This is a genomic window from Thermodesulfobacteriota bacterium, assembly GCA_040753795.1.
Lineage (GTDB): Bacteria > Desulfobacterota > Desulfobacteria > Desulfobacterales > Desulfosudaceae > JBFMDX01.
Genome location: JBFMDX010000003.1, coordinates 43,627 through 62,116, shown reverse-complemented (window position 1 = coordinate 62,116; position 18,490 = coordinate 43,627). Strand labels below are relative to the sequence as shown.

The window sequence follows — 18,490 nt, the reverse complement described above, 5'->3', positions numbered from 1 at the left end:
TGATGTCACACATCTGGCAGTGGAAGAACTTTTTTCGCCGGCCTTGCAGTCGACACCGATAAAGGACTCGCGCCGGAATTCTGTTTTTTCCCAAAAGGGTTGTCTTAAAGGTAAAAAAAAGCTATTTTTTTAATTATTTTCTTTAATCAAATTGTTGCCTGGGCCGACCCCAAACCGGTACACGCCAATGAAAGACGAATACAAAACAAAAAAGCAGCTCATCAACGAATTGATGGAACTGCGAAAACAAATCAATAAAACGGATTTCGCGGAAAGTCTGGCGGATAAGCACGGACTTTTTTTAAATGCCGCCGGGGAAGGCTTTATCGTCTTGGATACTCAGGGGAAACAATTATTTATCAATCCATCCGCGGCAAAAATGCTGGGCTATTCAGTCACTGAACTGACAGGAAATCAAAGCCATTCACTATGGCACTACAAAAAATCTGATGGAAGCGCTTATCCTGAAGAAGAATGTCCGATCTATGCCGCATATAAAGATGGTAAGACCCATAGTGCAGATGACGAGGTGTTCTGGAGGAAAGACGGCACTTGTTTCCCTGTTCAATATACCAGCACCCCTGTCATGGAAGCCGGAGAGATTACAGGCGCTGTCATAACATTCATGGACATAACAGACCGCAAGCGGATGGAGAAATCCCTGAAGCTTGATGAAGAACGCCTCGAGGCATTACTGACGCTTTCCCGGATGGATTTTACATCTGAGCAGGAGATTACGGATTTTGCACTGGAAGAAGGGGTCAGGCTGACGAAAAGCAAAGGCGGTTATCTTCATTTCTTTAATGAAGACGAACAAACCATCCATCTTTATGCATGGTCAAAAGACGTACTGAAAACATGTACGGCAGCACAGGATCATCATTATCCCCTGGAAGCCGCCGGATTGTGGGCGGACAGCGTTCGATTCAGAAAGGTGGTTATTCATAACGATTATCAATCACTGGCCAATAAAAAAGGATACCCGGAAGGCCATTTCCATTTAATTCGCCATCTGGGCATTCCGATTTTTGATGGAAATCGAATTGTGGGCGTTACCGGGGTGGGCAATAAAGAAGAACCGTATGATGAATCCGATGCCCGACAGATTAACCTGTTCATGAACAGTATGTGGCGGATAATGAAGCAGAAACGGTTGGAACAGGAGCGCGAGAAACTTGTCGTAGAACTTAAAGAATTGTCATTAAAGGACGAACTCACCGGCCTTTATAATCGTCGCGGGTTCTTATCCATAATGGCACAGCAATGCGCCATCGCCAAACGGGTCAAAAACAATGCCATGTTACTTTATATAGATCTGGATGGCATGAAACAGATCAATGATCTGCACGGTCATGCGGAAGGTGACCTGGCGTTGATCGGTGCCGCAAGTATTTTAAAAAATGCTTTCAGAGAATCAGATATTATCGGACGGATCGGTGGAGACGAGTTTGCTGTTTTCGGCATGGTAACGGAAGATAAGGACGTGGATGCCATCACTTCTCGTATCAATGAAAAATTTGAAAAACTTATCGGCGAATATAACGCGCATTCAAAAAAGCCTTATACGATTTCCATGAGTTACGGAATATCCTTCGCTGGTTCCAAAAACGCTTTTTCCTGTGATTCAATGATGTCCGAGGCTGACAACAACATGTATTTTCAGAAAAAGAATAAAAGTTAAAATATTTGCCAGGTCACGGTTTTTTAGGAAAGTGGCAGGAGAGCCGTGTCCGTATGCCATATTGCGAACTGAGGTGTAAAAATGTCCGCTGATCAAAAAGGGATGCAGTTGCCGAAGGATACGGATTGGGTTAGCCGAGTCCGACAGAGAAGCACTGCTCCCCATCCTCACTCCCGCCGCCAGGCTGATGAAACGCCTGCATAAACATATGGGCGCCTATACCTGTAAAGACCTCACCGGGTATGACGTTAGCGATCTTAATCAGGCCATCGCCTTCTATTCTTCTCCCGAGCGGGAAAAATGCGTTGAACGCGTTGGCGCAGGCGCGGAAATTACTGCCGCGCTTCTGGTCCAACTGGATAGAAACGGCGAACTCTTTCGTCCCCTGGGATAATGATTCATCATTACCGCCCGCCTGAAATACCCAGGAAATCGGTGGGCAGAATACGTATTTCAACTCGATATTACAATTTCATAAATCATCAATAGATATATCCCCCGATTCGTTCGTTTAACTTTTTCCCTCTGCGCTAAATGGAGCGGACTAACGGAACAGATATTCATGGATGGCACCGGAATTCTCCCGCGTTCCGTTTTTGCCGCGACGCATGCACCGGGCGTGCGGATTTCTGGGACAGAACGATCCGCTTGTGGTCTGGGTCACATGGCGTCCACATAAGCCCGGCGGCCGGAAAACCATTGACAGAAAAGGCCTGTTTTGATATAAATAACTATTTTAAAAGCAACTTTTTATCGCTATGGCTCTGGGCCGAGCTGATTTCTGACAATCCGGACAGGGGAGACATTTCCTCCCCGTTCCCCACAACACAGCGAGCTTTTCATGAAGCGTTTGCGACTTCCCTTCAAAAAAAGACTGTTCCTTTATTTTTTCGCTGCCATCACCTTCACATTGATCTGCGGCGGCGGGGTCAGCGATTTTTTCTGGATCAAGAAAGGCGTCCATGAGCGGATGGGCCATTTTGAGAACCTGGCGCTGACCGCGGGCGAATTGATCGCGCCGGCGGTGGCCAAAGATGACTGGGCCGGGGCACTGATGGTGCTCCGGACCTTTCACCGGGCCAATCCCCAGCTTACCCATCTGGTGCTGGACGTGGAAGGAAAGGCTGTCGCCCAGGCTCCGGACGGGAACCCGCCGCCGGGCCTGATGAACGGACTGGGCAAGCCCGTCTCCGGCAACCTGGAACGTTCGGATACGGACTGGCACCGTGATCCCCATCTCATCTACTTCCGTGTCCCGGTCGCGGATGACCGGCAGGCCGTGCTTCATGTGTCCCTGTCCCTGGCGCAACTATTCAAAGAGCAGTTCCAGTTCCGGGCCATATACGCTGTTTTCGCGGTTCTCATCATTCTGGTGCTGCCGGCGCTTCTGGCCCTGAAGTTTTCCGTAAAGCTGTTCCGCCCTGTCAGGCTGCTTCAGGAGGGTTCCGCCCGGATCGGCGCCGGAGACCTGGAATACCGCCTGAACGTTCCCACCGGTGACGAGCTGGAGGACCTGGCCAATGACCTGAACCGCATGGCCGAGAACCTGATCCAGGCCCGGAGCAACCTGGAGCAGAAGGTGGCCGACCGGACCCGGGCGCTGGAAGCCGAGGTGGCCGAACGCCGCCGGGCCGAAACCCGGTTCCGGGACCTGTTTGAGCTGTCTCCCGTGGGCATCATGGAGATGGACTGGACCGGGACCGTGGAAGGGGCCGGGGACGTGACCCCGTCCACGGGCTGCGTCCTGACGGATTTGCTGCAGAAACATCCGGACAAGGTCAAGAAAATGGTGCGGGAAGCCCGGCTGGTGGGCGCCAACCGGGCCGCTCTCCAGCTTCTGGGTTTCGAACGCCTGGAAGATCTGCAGAAGGCGTTCGGGCCTTACGTATCCCATCATTTCATGGACCAGATCCAGGCGGAGATGGCCGACTCCCTTCTACGGGTCAAGTGCAACGAGTTGCCGTCGGGGCTTTTCATGGAAAGACCCGTCACCCGCCCGGACGGGGAGACCCGAATCCTGGCCTTCAAGTGGGCCGACGTCCACAAAGACTCCGGGTACCACAACATCGTGACCGTCATCGATCTCACCGAGCGTAAGCTGGCCGAGGAAGCCATCCGGAAAGCCAGGGACGCTGCCCAGAACGCCAACCAGGCCAAGAGCGAATTTCTGGCCAACATGAGCCATGAAATCCGCACACCTTTAAACGCCATCGTGGGCATGACCCACCTGGCGCTTTCAACGGACCTGACCCCCAAGCAGCAGGACTATCTGGAAAAAGTCCAGTCCGCGGCCCGGAGCCTGCTGGGCATCATCGACGACATCCTGGACTTTTCCAAAATCGAGGCGGGCAAGCTCGACCTGGAGGAAATGCCCTTTCAGCTGGAAGAGGTCCTGGACGACGTGACCAACCTCATCGCTTTGAAGGCCCATGAAAAGGGGCTGGAATTTCTCATCCACGTGGACCCGGAAGTTCCCTACTCCCTCAAGGGCGATCCGCTGCGCCTGGGCCAGGTGCTCATCAACCTGACCAACAATGCCGTGAAATTCACGCCCAGCGGCGAGATCATCCTGAAAGTCCGGGCCCGGGACAAGACCGAGGAAAGCGTCACCCTGGAGTTTTCCGTCCGGGACACGGGCATCGGCATGAACCAGGAGCAGGTGGAAGGGCTTTTCCGGGCGTTTACCCAGGCCGACACCTCTACCACCCGGAAGTTCGGCGGCACGGGCCTGGGCCTGGTCATCTGCAAACGCCTGGTGACCATGATGGACGGCGACATCCGCGTGGAAAGCGAAACCGGCCGGGGATCGGTTTTCACCTTCACGGCGGTTTTAAAAAGGCAGCAGACCGAGAAGAGAAGGCCGGACCGTTTCGTTCCCGCCCCGGACCTCCGGGGTATGCGCGTTATGGTGGTGGACGATAACGCCTCCGCCCGGGAAATCATGGATTCCATGCTCGCCTCCTTCACCTTTGACGTGACGCTGGCGGACTCGGGCGCCCGGTGCCTGGAGCTCCTGTCTGAAAACGGACCGGAAAAGCCCTTTGAGCTGATCATCATGGACTGGAAAATGCCGGACATGGACGGCCTGGAGACCGCCCGGCGGATCATTGCCGGAGCCGCGGAAAAGGGCGGGCAAAGGCCGAAAATCATCATGCTCACGGCCTACGGCCGGGAAGAGGTCATGCGCCGGGCCGAAGAAATCGGCATCGACCGGTTTCTGTTAAAACCCGTGAGTCACAGTATCTTTTTCGATACCATCATGCAGGCCTTCGGAAAAGACCTTCCCCCGTCCACCCGCAGGAAACGCCCGGGCGACATGGGGAAAGTCACCCTTTCCTGCCTGGCCGGGGCCCGGATCCTGGTGGCGGAGGACAACCCCATCAACCAGCAGGTGGCCCGGGAGATCCTGGAAAACGCCGGGATGTCCGTGGAGGTGGCGGACAATGGGCTGGAAGCCGTCCACATGGCCGTGGCCGGAAATTTCGACGCCGTGCTCATGGACGTGCAGATGCCGGTCATGGACGGTTACCGCGCCACCAGCGAAATACGGGGGAACGAAAACATCTCCCGGCTGCCCGTCATCGCCATGACCGCCCATGCCATGGCCGGGGACCGCCAGAAGAGCCTGGACGCGGGCATGAACGACCACGTCACCAAACCCGTCAATCCCCAGGAACTCCTTTCAGCCCTGGCCCGCTGGATCGGGCCCCGGAACCGCACGAAACCCGCCGCCGCTTCCCGGCCGACCCGGGCCCCTCTGCCCGGGAGCCTCCCGGGATTTGATCTGGACGCCGGACTCGACCGTCTCTCCGGCAACGCCGGGACCTATGCGGATCTGTTGAAGCGCTTTGCCGACGACTACCGTGACGCGGCCGGAGAACTGGCCCGCCTCCTGGAGTCGGGGGACATGGAAACCCTGCGCCATCACGTCCACGGCATCAAAGGCGTGGCCGGAAACCTGGGGGCCGGGGCGGTGGAAAGCGCGGCCCGGGACATGGAGCAGGCCATCGCCCAGGGGGAGAAAGTCCTTCCGGAACTCCTGGGGAAACTGGCCGCGGCGCTTGCCCCCCCGCTGGAGGCCCTGGAGCGCTTTTTCTCAGGACAGGCACCGCCCTCCCGGAGCGGTTCCGGCGCCCAGCCGCCGCCTTTGGCCGAAGGCGCCCTCGACCGTCTGGCGGAACTGTTAAGCATCAATGACACGGGCACGGAGGAAGCCTTTGAAGAAGTCCGGGAGGCCATTTTTGCCGCGGCTTCCGGGGAGGCCGGGGAACTGGAGAAGAACATCCGGAACTTCAATTTCAAGGGCGCCCTGGAATCGCTGAAAAAAATTGTCAGCCTCCTGGAAAAAGAGGCGGAGGCGGGGTCACCGCGGGACTAACTCATGAATAATGCCAGACGAAGAATTCTCATCGTGGACGACATGCCGTCCAATATAAAGATATTGAACGACATCCTCCGCGAGGATTACGCCGTGAGCGTTGCCATCAACGGGGCCGAGGCCCTGGAGATCGTCCGGGGCCCGGCCCGGCCGGATCTGATTCTCCTGGACATCATGATGCCCGAAATGGACGGATACGAGGTCTGCCGCCGGCTCAAGGACGATCCGGAAACCCGGGAGATTCCCATTCTTTTCGTAACGGCCATGGGAGACGTGGAGGACGAAACCCGGGGCCTGGAACTGGGCGGGGTGGACTACATCACCAAGCCGGTTTCTCCCCCCATAGTCCGGGCGCGAGTCAACAATCACATCCGCCTCAAGCTCCACCAGGACCACCTGGAAGAACTGGTCTGGGTCCGCACCCGGGAACTGGCCGTCACCCAGGACGCCACCATCAGGAGCCTGGCTTCCCTGGCGGAAACCCGGGACAATGAGACCGGCGGCCACATCCTGCGCACCCAGCGCTACGTGCGGGCCCTGGCCGAGCATCTCCGCTCCCGGGGAAATTTTCTCTCCCTCCTGGACGACCGCTACATCGATCTTTTATTCAAGTCCGCCCCCCTCCACGACGTGGGCAAGGTGGGCGTGCCTGACGCCATCCTGCTCAAACCCGGCCGACTCACCGGCGAAGAATTCGCGCAGATGAAAAAGCACACCACCCTGGGCCGAGACGCCATCCGGCGGGCGGAAGACCGGCTGGAGGGAGACACCGGGTCTTCCTTTTTGCGGCTGGCCCGGGAGATCGCCTACACCCACCACGAAAAATGGGACGGCTCCGGATACCCCGAAGGGCTCTTTCGGGAGGACATCCCGGTATCGGGCCGGCTCATGGCCGTGGCCGACGTCTATGACGCCCTGGTGACCCGGCGCGTTTACAAACCGGCCTTTGCCCACAACAGAGCCGTGGCCATCATCGAAGATGGACTGGGCTCCCATTTCGACCCGGACGTGTGCCGGGGGTTTCTTGAAATCGAGGACACCTTCCGGAACATCGCCCTGGAATTCTCCGATTGCGAAGAAGACCGTGCCGCCCTGCTCTCCGGGGATGACTAAATCCTTGGCCTTCAAGGGAGCCGTCTCGGGATCGGTGCGTCAAAAGGACAAGCAGTTGCCTTTCCCGGGAGGTTGAACCATGATGGAAGAGTGGAAGCAGAACATTATCTATGTGGTCTTGTTTCTTGTCCTGGTCCTGCTGGGAGGTTTTCTGGACTGGCTGCACTACAAATATCCGGAAATGATGGCGCCTAAAGTAAAACCGAAGAAGGCGAGACCGGGGGAAAAAAAGCCGGACAGGGTGAAAAAAAGCGGGAGCACGCCTTTTGTTCCTGTCCCTGAAAAACACAAAATCCCTGAACCGGAACCGGAGGCGGCCCCCGGTTCCGGCCATCAAGAGGAGAACGGCGGGTCACCCGGGCAGGGCCAACCCTGCCCCCGGTGCGGGGGCGGATACCGGAACTTTTGTGCCGGCTTTATTTTTGTAAAGTATCTGGACGGTGGCCTGGGTGAACTGCACCAGTGCGGGATGTGCGGTAAATACTGGGATCGTGACGTGACCTACGACAGAAGCCGCGAGCTGGACACGGAGACCGTCAACATAATACTCTCAACCGGATCCGTTACTTGATCGTCACGGATTCGATGTGAGCGGTGCTGACGCAGATGAAATCATGGGGGAGGACGACGGTCTTTTTCATCCATTTGTCCTGTTTTTTATATATCTCGGCGATACCGGCCTGGGTCAGAGGGACAAATTTGTCCTTGGCCCGCTGGCGGAATATCCCGAAAAATTTTCCGGTGATGTCATAAAAGGAACCGGCCACCTGATGCGTGATGATGCTGATCTCCTGCGCATTATCCGGCGTCCTTTTGGCCACGGTTGTTGCCCGTTTTTTTTCCGACTGGTCTCCCACGGTCGGCACATCATCATAAAACAAGAAGACTTCGGAAATCCGTATCTGGATTTTTTCAAACTGCCGGTAAACGGACGTATCATCGAGCATCAGCCGGGCATCATGCATCATGATCGAATTGTCAAAACATTTTTCATCTGGATTTTTCCAGAAGGTATAGGCGCTGTTAAACAGATCGGTGGTTCTGTAATTGGCATTGGGCAAATCCACCAGGCCGGAATATCGTTTTCCAAGGGACGTGATGACGGTCAGCTTTCTCTGCGCGGTATCCATGGCAAACCTCTTTTAAATTGACATTACGGATAATGGAAGGGACTGATCCTGAAAATTTTTGATTAATTTAGCATGGGTGGCAGCCGGTGGCAAACATAATTAAGAAGTACTTAAAAAATACCGCGTTAATCTTAAAGGGCGCCACCCATCATTTTCGTCATGCCGTACAAATTCCAACCGCGCCCGTCTTGATAAGCGGCGCTTTCCATGGTATGGTTGCGTAAGAGAAAACCATTGATGGTAATGCATTCCGGCCCGGCAACCGTCTGCTTGATGTGGGGCGTTACTGATCGCCAGCCGCTATAATCGAAGAGGATCCGGGTGAAGGTAACGGAGCATGCAACCGAAAAAAATTTTTGCCGTTGTGGCTTATGAGAAATGCCGCCCCGGTCAATGCGATCCGGAAGACGGACGGTGCGCTTCCGCCGCGGCCTGCTCCCACAAGGTCATCAAACAGATCGACGGCGCCTTTGAATCGCCCGTTATTTTCCAGGATATGTGCATGGGCTGCCGGGATTGCATTGATGCCTGCCCCCTGGGGGCCGTTTCCATGAAACAGGTGTCCTGACCCAGTGATATTCTATGACCGCTTCTTTATCGTGAGGGCCTTATCCCCGACTTTTAGCCTCTTTGATGGGATCCGGAATGAAAACATTTGAAAAGGTGGAAATCGTGGGCGCCGGCCTGGCCGGCCTGGCGGCGGGGATAACCCTGGCCCGCCGGGGTTTCAAGGTTACGGTTCACGAAGGACGGAAGCGTCCGGGAGGCGATCTCTCCTACGCGGATTCCACCATCATGGACGTGCCGGCGGTGAGAAGGGAGTTGGGGCTTGAGGTGGAGGAGTCCCTGGAACCCTGGACCATCACCCGGGCCTGGGCTTACGGAAAGAAATACGAGTTCGAACTGCCGCGAGGCGTGGAGGGCTTTACCGTGGAACGCGGCAGGGGCGAGCACTCGCTGGATAACGTGCTTTACCAGCAGGCGTTGCGGGAGGGGGTGGAAGTCCGTCTGGGCAGCAGACTCTCCGGGCAGGAGATAAGGGATCTGCCTGTCGGTTCCATTCTGGCCACCGGTTTGGACCGGCAGACTTTTGAATCTCTTGGCCTGCCTTGCCGGCGTTTTTTCTGTCACATGGCCACCGGCAAAGGTGACCCGTCGCGGCCGGGTGTGATCATCCATCTGGACCGTTACACGCACGAGTACGGCTATTACTTCCAGCGGGGGGAAGCGGCCGGGGCACTGGTCTTCAGTCTGCGGCGGCCCATGACCGAAGAGGAAAAAGAGGCGTTTAAAACCAGCCTGGGGGAGCGGGACGGTATCGCTTTCGACCGCTGGGATGACCATGTCGCCGCCTGGGCCGCCTGGCCCCTGGGCGGGCGTCGCAACCTGCGTCTCTTTCAGGGAGGCAAGATCCTGGCCGGCACCCTGGCCGGGCTGATCAGCCCGGTGCTCCTCTTCGGTGTCAACGGCGCCCTGGTGTCCGGGAAAATAGCCGCCCTGGCGGTTATTGATCCCGACGCGGCCCGGCGCGAGTTTCAGCGGATGGCGCCCCTCTACCGGCCGCAGTCAGTCTTCCGCAAACTCAGGGAATACCTGCCTCACGTCTTGCTGAAGCCCTTGACCCAGGCCATCCTTGCTACCTATGATCCCGATTCCCTGCCGTATGCCATGAAATTCATGCTCTGGCCCCCGGGCTACCGATACAAAAGAGAGAAACAGCCTGCCGGTTTATCTTGATGGATGGGCCGCCCGGTACTCCTCCAGCGCCTTGAGCATGTCGTTCATCAAATCTTTTGAAAAATCCTGGCCGGCCAGCTGCTCCTGAACGGCTTTGCCCGCCTTTTTTAGCGTCTCCTGGTCTTCGGGAGAAAACGTCATCACTTTGATGCCGCATTTGGACTCAAACGCCTCCAGGCACTTCTTTTCGTAGCTTCGGAGCTGGATCCGCCATTCCGGCTCAATGGAGTTTAATTCATGCACAAAAACTTCCTTGAAATTATGGGAAAATACCGGCGATATGCCGTATTTTTTCTCAATTCTTTTCTGAAACTGGGTGCTGACAATGACGGCGCCCGGGGAGTAGAACAACGGTGGGGTCAAATAGTAGTTTGAATATTGGTAGGCCTGCATACCCAGCATCCAGGCCGCCGGCGCCAGGTTGGTATCCGCCATGCCGGTACTCAGCGCGGAAACGATTTCCGGGACCGCCACCGGCGTGGCGTTAATGCCCAGTTCCTTATATAAAGGCGCTTCGATGGCCGGGAACCACATCAGCGGCTTGCGGGCTCTTAAATCCGCCAGCCCGGTGATTTTGTTCTTGGAGAACATATAAAAAAAGCCCGTATCGATCAGCGCCGCCAGGATGTACCCTCTCTGTTCAAAAGTCTCATCCAGTCTTTTCCGGAATTTTTCGCATACGTAGTCAATTTCATCGTAATTATTGAAAAGGCCGGGTATCAACAGCGCCGATGTGTCCGGCGAGGCGGACCAGACACCGAGCGACGTGCAGCCGCAGGCGTCAAGCTGGCCGATGTCCATTTTTCGCAGGATGTCGGTGTCCTCGCCCATGACACCGCCGGCGTATATCTTTACCTGGACCCTGCCGCCGCTTAATCGTTTGATCTCCGGAAAGAAAACCGATTCCGGTACGCTTAACCAGGGTGTTCCGGAAGGGGCCAGTGTGCCGAGGTTGACCAGGATGGGATCGCTTTCCGAGGCCGGGGTTGAGGCCACCCGCCAGATGATTTCTTTGACGTCCTTCCATTCCAGATAAGAAGAAAACAGACCGTTGATGCGGTCGGGACATGCTTTTAAAAGATAGCGGGAGGTTTTTTGACTGTTCATCAGAGACAGGATGTTTTTTTCAGCGGCGGACCGAAGATCGTTCTGTGTCAGCGTCCCGGATTTTAACAGGGCCTTCAGCGCCTGCTGACGTTTGACCAGTTCCGGGCTGAATTCATTCCCGGTCCAGATCGCCTCAAGGCTGTCACGCAGGGTGGCCTGTGTGTCTGAAGAACCGCTGTCTGCCGCGGTGACAACGGCCGGTTGAACGGCTAATGCAACAATAACGAATAAACAACCCAATACCTGTCGTCGGGTTTTGACAACCCCTGCACGCGAAAAAGTCATGATTTACGCCTCTCATATATATTGATGAAAAGTAACCGTATCCTAAAAATTATAAGAGCTAATATTCATGCCCGGTATCACAATTGTCAACTGAATTCCCGCTGCCGGGAACTCATTCTGAAATTACCCGGAAGCGCGGCAAGCGCAATGTCTGGTTACAGGCGGCAGTGACAGGAGGTACAACAGGATAATTACAGCGCCCAGCAGACGGACCCCGGTGATCAGGCTCAAGTACTCCCCAAGTCCGCCGATCATGGCGCCCAGCAGGTTCCATCCCAGCGCGACAGGAGGGTTGGTCGCCTGGCGGAAAGAAGAGGAAAAGACCAATCCAGCCCCGAAAACGGGCAGCGCCACGCGCAGTATACCGGCCAGGCCGCGCGTCGGGAAATCATAACCCAGAAAAAATCCGGGATGAAAAACGAACCCCAACGCCAGGGACGCGAATATAATCAGATAGCTCGGCCAGTAGGGCAATCGCGGATAAAGCAGAATCACCATATTGGATAATCCTACCGCAATCAGCACACCGACAATAACGATTGAATTCACCAGCCAGTCTGCCCCTAAAATCAGCGAGAGCTCTGTGATGCTCTTGATCTCGAGCATCATGAAAGCCGCGCCCAGCAGCAGGAAGTGGGCATCAACCTGTTTCAAACTGCGGGGGTTCGCAATCGTGATCCCGACCAGTGAGATGAGCATTACGCTCAATATTAAAAACAGATACGCTCTGGGGATCATCGGTTTTTTGAGGAAAAACTGGGGCCAGTCATCCGTACTCACCGGGATCGATTGGTCGTATTCCGCCTTCGGCGGAGGCGACCCTTTGCCGATAAGGAGCATGGGGCCTCCTCCCCAGACCAGCTTTGCCGGGTCGGAGATCGAAAACCCGAACACCCGCCACAGGATTTCCCGGATTCTCGCCTGCGTCCAGGGTAAGGACCAGTGATAGCCGCTGAACTCCATGGCGAACAGGCCATCCGGTTTAAGATGTCTCCGGATCTGTTCAAAAAATTCCATGGTCATGATATAGCTGTCCAGCCTCAGTCCTGCGCTGGCGGCAAACTGGGTATGAGAATCCACAATATTCTTTACGATCAGATCGTACTGCTTATCCGTTTGTTCAAGAAAGGACCGGGCGTCCCTGCGGATGACATTGACATGGGGATTGGCATAAGGGCGCTCCGGATGGTACCGAACGCCCATTTCCACTATACCGGGATCGATTTCAACCGCATCGATTTCCGGCACGCCGGCACGAATTGCCGCGGCCGCTTCATTCCCCACGCCGGCCCCGATAATCAGAACCCTTTCCGGATGGGGCTTGTACCGATAAGGCGTTGTATAAGTCCGATAAAAGATAGATGTCCTGGGGTTATAGGTGTCCAGTGCCCACTGGGAATTCCTGATGCCTTCCGGATCGGCGTTTTTGGCGTAGGAATAATCCATGATGCTCTGGTGATAGTCGTAATTGACAAAAACCGGCGCCTCCATCAGGTGCCGGCCATTGAGATCCAGGGGAAAGCCGGATAGCCGGACATACCAGAAGTTACATGAAACCCGCTGATAGGGGGACCATATGACCGGATATGTCGTGCTGTTGACATGCTGCCATACAATAAAAAAAACAGCACAGACCATCACCCAGAAAGGCGCCTGCTTTTTTACGTTTCGGGAAACGAGAAAAACACAAGGGAGAAGTCCGATCGCAAACCAGAATTCGGGAGAAAGCCCCGTAAACGATATGACGATAAAAGCAATCGATCCGGAAATCGCTCCGGAGATGTTGATCAGATAGGCCTGCAGCGGGGGGATCTGGCAGAAACATCTGGCGATAATTACCCCGATGGGGACCATCAGCAGAGAAACAAAGATAAAAACACCGATGATGACGAATTCTCCCAGGCCTTTTGTCCCCTCGAACTCGATCGTAAAATCAAGCTGGTCCGGTTTATTCCGCTGACGGTCGGCGCTTTCTCCGGTTTGCTGGTATATACCGGAATTCTTGCCGAACCCCCTTGCTCTCAAATCCTCACCGGCCATCCGTATGGTAATCGTGCCGATCAACAAACCCGTCAGGAAAAGAGCAATCAGGGTGCCTTTGCTAACCTTTATTCGAGAGAAAGCAATGCAGCCAAGCCCCAAGCCCAGAAAACAGGCGAGCAACACCAGCGATCGGAAAAACGCCAGAAAAGGAAGTTCACAGGGGATCCATCGTATCAGCAAGATTTCCCAGAAGAGCGAGATGAAGCTGGCCACGAAAAGCTGCCATAGAACAATTGTCCGGGATGCCCCCCGCCTTTCATCAGATGCCGACGCCGCGGGTGTTATTATCGATAACCGGCTATCGTCCATTATCTGGCCTTTTTGATCATGTTCGGGTTTACTTCCTCGCAGCTTGCTTTGATAAGATCACCATAAACCTTGATAAATATCCCGCTGCTTGCGGTGGGGTGTGCTGTTGTTGATAAAGGATAGCGGGGTCCTTCCTGACGGGTATCTATAACAAGGTCGCTCTCAGGTGTCAAAGTTTTTGCGGCTACACGCCATGTATGGGCAGCAGAAGAGCGGTTGACAGTGGAAAAGAAGTTTAGTATACCCGCAGTCGTGTTAAATTCAATATATTCAATGCCGTAGATAAAGAAGGGCCTGATATTAAATAAAGTCCGCATTTTCAAATTTTTTCTGAGAACTATCTGTAGAGGCAGGCACGAATGCAGCGTCAATCTTTATATCGAAATTTCAGTGTATACGGTATTTTTACAGTTTCAGGTGCCAGCGCTCTCATTTATCAGATTATCTGGTCGCGCTGGTTGAGCCTTTCCCTTGGGACCACCACCGCTTCGGTTTCCATTGTCCTGGGCTGTTTCATGATCGGGCTCGCGCTGGGGAGCCATGTCGCCGGACGCGTGCTGCACCGTGTGACAAACGTGATGAGATGGTATGCCGTCATGGAACTGGGCATCGGCTCATTTGCCCTGATCTTTCCGTGGCTGTTCGGCCTCGGGGACACCATCTTTTCAATTATAATGAGCGCGGATTCTTCTCCCGCCTACAGCCTGTCGGTGCGGGCGATCTTTTCTTTCCTGCTGTTGATGGTACCGACCACGTTTATGGGTGCTACCTTGCCGCTGCTGACCGAATACTTCCGGCGTAACCCCCGCCGGACTTTCAGTTTCCGGGCCGGTTTGCTGTACGCCGCCAACACCCTGGGCGCGGCCATTGGCATCATAGCGGCCAGTTTCGTCCTGATAGAGTTGGCCGGTGTTTCAGCAACCAATATGATCGCTGCTTTCATGAATTTTTCCGTTGCGTTTGCGGGCTTTCTCCTCTCACGCCGGGAAACGGGTTCGGGAGACCTGGCGCAGAAAGGCCCGCCGCCGCCGTCCCCTGATACCAGCGGTGACAATATTGATGTGAAGGGCCTTTCTTTTCACGGTAAAGTGGCTATCGCCGTACTGACGGGCAGCGGCGCCGTCGCTCTGGCTTCCGAAGTGTTATGGACACGCACACTGGAAACGCTGGTGGGCAACTCGACTTACGCCTTTGCCACGATTGTGCTGCTCTACCTGGTCGGGATCGCCCTCGGCAGCTGGCTGATGGCGCTGTTTGTCAACCGGTTACGGCAGGACGATTTGCCAATCTGGCTGGCAGGCCTTCAGTTGGCCATGGGGGCGTGGGGCATTGTTTCCATTATCTTGTTCGAAAGGCTCGCGACAGGTATCGCCACTAACAGCTCGGCTATGGTTCACCTGGCTGTTATCTTTCTGGCGTATCTGAAAGCGATGCTGATGCTGATGCCGCTTTCGCTTTTTTCCGGAGCGTGTTTCCCGCTGGCCGCGCGGATGCTTGACCCCGGATCGGTTGATCCGAGAGGGGAAGCGGTTGCCCGGGCTTACTCTTGGAATACCATCGGAGCGGTTGCCGGTTCTCTGACAGCCGGTTTCATTGTGGCCCCCCGCTATGATTACTTCAACGCTCTTTTTCTGCTGGCTTTTTGTTACGGACTGATCTGCCTGGTGGCGCTTCTCTTTTTGATATGGTTTGAGAGAAAGTCGTTCCGGCGCCAGGCTGTACTTCTTTTGCCGGCGGGAATCGCGGCACTGGTCGTGATCGTTATATCGATAAACGGTACGAAGGCGGAAAGCTGTTTTGTGCGGCACATCAAAAAGAAATCCCCTGGTTTAACGATTCCTTTTCATAAACCGGGGATGCAGGGGGTGGTAACGGTAGTCAAATTATGGTCGAACGGCCTTTATGACAAGCTGCTGGTTAACGGAATCGGCATGACCGTTAAGGCAACGGATACGAAGATCATGGCCCACCTTCCTTTGCTGATTCATCCTAACCCTGAAAACGTACTGGTAATCTGCTTTGGAATGGGGACGACCTATCGTTCGGCCGTTTCTCATGGGAGAAACGTTACCGTCGTCGAGCTTGTCCCGGAGGTCTTTGAAGCGTTCCCCCATTTTTATGCCGATGCCGACCAGATAAGGGCCTACCCTCGGGGGCGCATGATTGTCAATGATGGACGGAATTTTTTGAAACTGACACGGGAGAAATTCGATGTTATCACCATTGACCCTCCCCCCCCGATCGATGCGGCCGGAGTAGTCAATCTGTATTCAAGGGAGTTTATAGAATTGGCAAGGTCCCGGCTGAAAGATGGCGGGATCATGGCTCACTGGTATCCTTTTGTCGGGACCGGTAGCGGGGTCGACGACAGAGAGACGTTCATGTCGCTTGTCAAGACCTTCTCGAGCGCTTTCCCCTGCGTTTATATCAAACAAGGTTACAATAAAATGGGACTGCATGTAATCGGGGCAGCGGAACCTGTCAAAACGAGCCCCAGTGAAATAGAGATGCGATATTACAGCCCGCCGGTGGCCGCGGACCTTCTTGAGTGGGATCCCGTACCCCTCGACTTTTTTTTAGCTTTTCCGCAACTTTCGGGCAGAGCCCCTGAATTGCCGGACTTGACGGATGATAACCCTTATCTGGAGTTTTACCTGCTTCGCACGCTCCGGGGAGGCAGGCAGAAGATGTTTCCGATAAGCCTCTGGTAAGCGTGGGGCGGGCGTAAATTTTTAGAGAGGCCTTAAGGCTGTCGCCTGAAGCTACCGGAGTCGCCGCTTTCAACGGCACAATCCACCTTTTTGCGCGCCATTTAAGACCGAACAGTTTCCCAATTCACACGCTTTTTGCGCATCGCGGCAACCGGAGGAAATGTCTCCTGTCTTTAAATAGGCAAAAGCCCGATTGTTATAGGCGTCGGCGTAATCCGGTTGAAGACGGATGGCGTGGTTGTAATCCCTGATGGCAAGCTGATAATCGCCCAGCACCAGATAGGAGTTGCCCCGGTTGCTGTGGGCTTTAGTGTGATCAGGGTTAAGGCTGATGGCCTTGTTTAAATCCTCAATTGACTCCCGGTACAGCCTCAAGACTTTACCGTAGGCGGTTCCCCGGTTGTAATATCCCTCAGCGTTATCCGGGGCCAGACGTATGGCCTCGTCGTAGTCTCTGAGGGCCTGTTGATACTGACCGGTTTTGATGTAGGCATTTCCCCTGTTATTGTAAACATCGGCATAATCCGGTTTAAGCCGCACGGCCATGTTGTAATCTTCAAGGGCTTGCTGATAAAGGCCCTGGTCCTCGTATAGTTTTCCCCGGTTATTGTAGGGAAGGTGGTTGCCGGGATTCATCAGGATGGTTTTGTTGTAATGATAAAGGGCCTTTTCGTTATCGCCCTGCTGGGAATAAGCGTGGCCCAGGTTAAAATGCGGCAGCGGGTTGTTTCTGGTCACGGCCAGCGCGTGACCGAAAATACTGAAGCTGTCTTTCCAGTAACCGCATTGTCTCCAGGTCAAACCCGCCAGAACCAGAAGAACGGCAATCGCCGACGGGAAAAGGAGTTTTTCGCGGGTATCCCGGCGCGGGAATAGAAGCGGCATCCCCCAGGCCAGCATAACGGCCAGACCGATGGAAGGCAGGTAAGTATAGCGGTCGGCCATGGCCTGACCGCCGATCTGCACCAACCCGATTACGGGAACAAGCGTGCCCAGATACCAGAACCAGCCAACGAACAGAAAAGGCAGCTTTCTTATATAACAAACAGCCGCTGTGGTGATGGCCGTCAGGACAAGGACGGAAATCACTACCTGTCCCCAGGGCAGCGTCTTTTCATGAGGATAAAAAATAGCCAGGTTAACCGGCCAGAGGGTTTTTCCCAGATAGGCCGCATAGGAGACAATGGCGTTTAAAAGCCTTTCGGTAAACGGCAGGCTTTCAAATTCCACCACCGCGCCGCCTTTGCTTTGAGACCAGAGGGTCACCATGCTGATGGCGACCGTCAGGCAGATAAAGGGTATTTTCTCCAGAATCAGTCTGCCCGTTACATTGATGCCGGGCCCGGCCGCGGCACTGCGCCAGCGTTGAAGCGGCCAGTAATCAAGCAGCAGCAGGGCAAAGGGCAGGGTGACCAGCATCGACTTGGACAGCAGCGAGAGGGCGAACAGGACCAGGCACAGCAGATAGCGGCCTGCTCCGGGACGTTCGGCATAGCAGGCGTAGGTGTAGACACAGGCCATGCCGAAAAACATACTCAACACGTCTTTACGCTCGGCGGCCCAGGCCACAGATTCCACCCGCAGGGGATGCAGGGCGAACAAGGCCGCGGCAAAGGCCGCCGGCCAGAGGCTGCCGGTAGCCCGGTTTAAAAAAAGAAACAGGAAAAGGACGGCACCGATGTGCAGCATCAGGCTGATAATATGATGGCCGCCGGCGTTTGATCCGAACAGGCTCCAGTCCAGGGCATGCGAGAGCAGGGTCAGGGGGTGCCAGTTGACCAGAACAACCGAGGTAAAGGCCCATTTAACGGTTTGCGCCGTTATCCCCGACTGGATATGAGCGTTTTCGGTAATGTATCCGGTGTCATCGAAATTAATAAAATCATTGCCGGCTATCCGTCCAAAGGCGGCCAGGGAAGCGGCGATTAAGGCGAAGATGACAAGATAACCATACTTTTTATTCATCGACAGCGGAAGCCTTCTGGCGGAAAAACGG

The 18,490-nt window shown here is 54.9% G+C and carries 13 protein-coding genes; 7 read left to right on the top strand and 6 right to left on the bottom strand.

Going from position 1 to position 18,490, the window contains the following annotated elements; translation table 11 throughout:
- The first annotated feature begins 187 nt into the window (after positions 1 to 187).
- Positions 188 to 1,681: a diguanylate cyclase gene (locus AB1724_05175; protein ID MEW6077178.1), complete on the top strand. Its 1,494-nt coding sequence runs from the start codon at positions 188 to 190 to the stop codon at positions 1,679 to 1,681.
- Positions 1,682 to 1,811: 130 nt separating this feature from the next.
- Here AB1724_05175 and AB1724_05170 read toward each other — a convergent pair whose 3' ends face one another.
- Positions 1,812 to 2,138 (bottom strand): hypothetical protein, encoded by a 327-nt coding sequence (locus AB1724_05170; GenBank protein ID MEW6077177.1) that lies wholly within the window; start codon positions 2,136 to 2,138, stop codon positions 1,812 to 1,814.
- 384 nt (positions 2,139 to 2,522) lie between these two features.
- Between AB1724_05170 and AB1724_05165 the strand changes: the two genes are divergently transcribed.
- The 3 genes from AB1724_05165 to AB1724_05155 all read left to right on the top strand — a co-directional run bounded on the left by AB1724_05165 (position 2,523) and on the right by AB1724_05155 (position 7,743).
- Positions 2,523 to 6,059 carry a response regulator gene (locus AB1724_05165; GenBank protein MEW6077176.1) on the top strand — a complete coding sequence of 1,179 codons (3,537 nt, stop codon included), beginning with the start codon at positions 2,523 to 2,525 and terminating at the stop codon, positions 6,057 to 6,059.
- 3 nt (positions 6,060 to 6,062) lie between these two features.
- A complete protein-coding gene (locus AB1724_05160; GenBank protein ID MEW6077175.1) occupies positions 6,063 to 7,172 on the top strand; it encodes a two-component system response regulator in 1,110 nt (369 codons plus the stop codon).
- A gap of 79 nt (positions 7,173 to 7,251) precedes the next feature.
- On the top strand, positions 7,252 to 7,743 hold the full coding sequence (locus AB1724_05155) for a hypothetical protein (protein MEW6077174.1): 492 nt from the start codon (positions 7,252 to 7,254) through the stop codon (positions 7,741 to 7,743).
- On the opposite strand, the gene AB1724_05150 is transcribed toward AB1724_05155, so the two are convergent.
- A complete protein-coding gene (locus AB1724_05150) occupies positions 7,736 to 8,302 on the bottom strand; it encodes a hypothetical protein (protein ID MEW6077173.1) in 567 nt (188 codons plus the stop codon). The genes AB1724_05155 and AB1724_05150 overlap by 8 nt on opposite strands.
- Positions 8,303 to 8,639: 337 nt before the next feature.
- Here AB1724_05150 and AB1724_05145 point away from each other — a divergent pair, with 337 nt between their 5' ends.
- Both AB1724_05145 and AB1724_05140 read left to right on the top strand, forming a co-directional pair.
- On the top strand, positions 8,640 to 8,870 hold the full coding sequence (locus tag AB1724_05145) for a 4Fe-4S binding protein (GenBank protein ID MEW6077172.1): 231 nt from the start codon (positions 8,640 to 8,642) through the stop codon (positions 8,868 to 8,870).
- Between the two features lie 77 nt (positions 8,871 to 8,947).
- Complete coding sequence (locus AB1724_05140; GenBank protein MEW6077171.1) at positions 8,948 to 10,039, top strand: NAD(P)-binding protein; 1,092 nt, start codon at positions 8,948 to 8,950, stop codon at positions 10,037 to 10,039.
- On the opposite strand, the gene dctP is transcribed toward AB1724_05140, so the two are convergent.
- The 3 genes from dctP to AB1724_05125 form a co-directional block, all read right to left on the bottom strand.
- On the bottom strand, positions 10,031 to 11,431 hold the full coding sequence (dctP, locus tag AB1724_05135; protein ID MEW6077170.1) for a TRAP transporter substrate-binding protein DctP: 1,401 nt from the start codon (positions 11,429 to 11,431) through the stop codon (positions 10,031 to 10,033). The genes AB1724_05140 and dctP overlap by 9 nt on opposite strands.
- Positions 11,432 to 11,554: 123 nt before the next feature.
- Positions 11,555 to 13,654: a hypothetical protein gene (locus tag AB1724_05130; GenBank protein ID MEW6077169.1), complete on the bottom strand. Its 2,100-nt coding sequence runs from the start codon at positions 13,652 to 13,654 to the stop codon at positions 11,555 to 11,557.
- A gap of 128 nt (positions 13,655 to 13,782) precedes the next feature.
- Positions 13,783 to 14,100 (bottom strand): hypothetical protein, encoded by a 318-nt coding sequence (locus AB1724_05125; GenBank protein ID MEW6077168.1) that lies wholly within the window; start codon positions 14,098 to 14,100, stop codon positions 13,783 to 13,785.
- 141 nt (positions 14,101 to 14,241) lie between these two features.
- Here AB1724_05125 and AB1724_05120 point away from each other — a divergent pair, with 141 nt between their 5' ends.
- A complete protein-coding gene (locus AB1724_05120) occupies positions 14,242 to 16,494 on the top strand; it encodes a hypothetical protein (protein ID MEW6077167.1) in 2,253 nt (750 codons plus the stop codon).
- Between the two features lie 69 nt (positions 16,495 to 16,563).
- On the opposite strand, the gene AB1724_05115 is transcribed toward AB1724_05120, so the two are convergent.
- Entirely contained in the window at positions 16,564 to 18,459 is a 1,896-nt protein-coding gene (locus AB1724_05115) for a tetratricopeptide repeat protein (protein ID MEW6077166.1), read from the bottom strand.
- Positions 18,460 to 18,490: the final 31 nt, after the last annotated feature.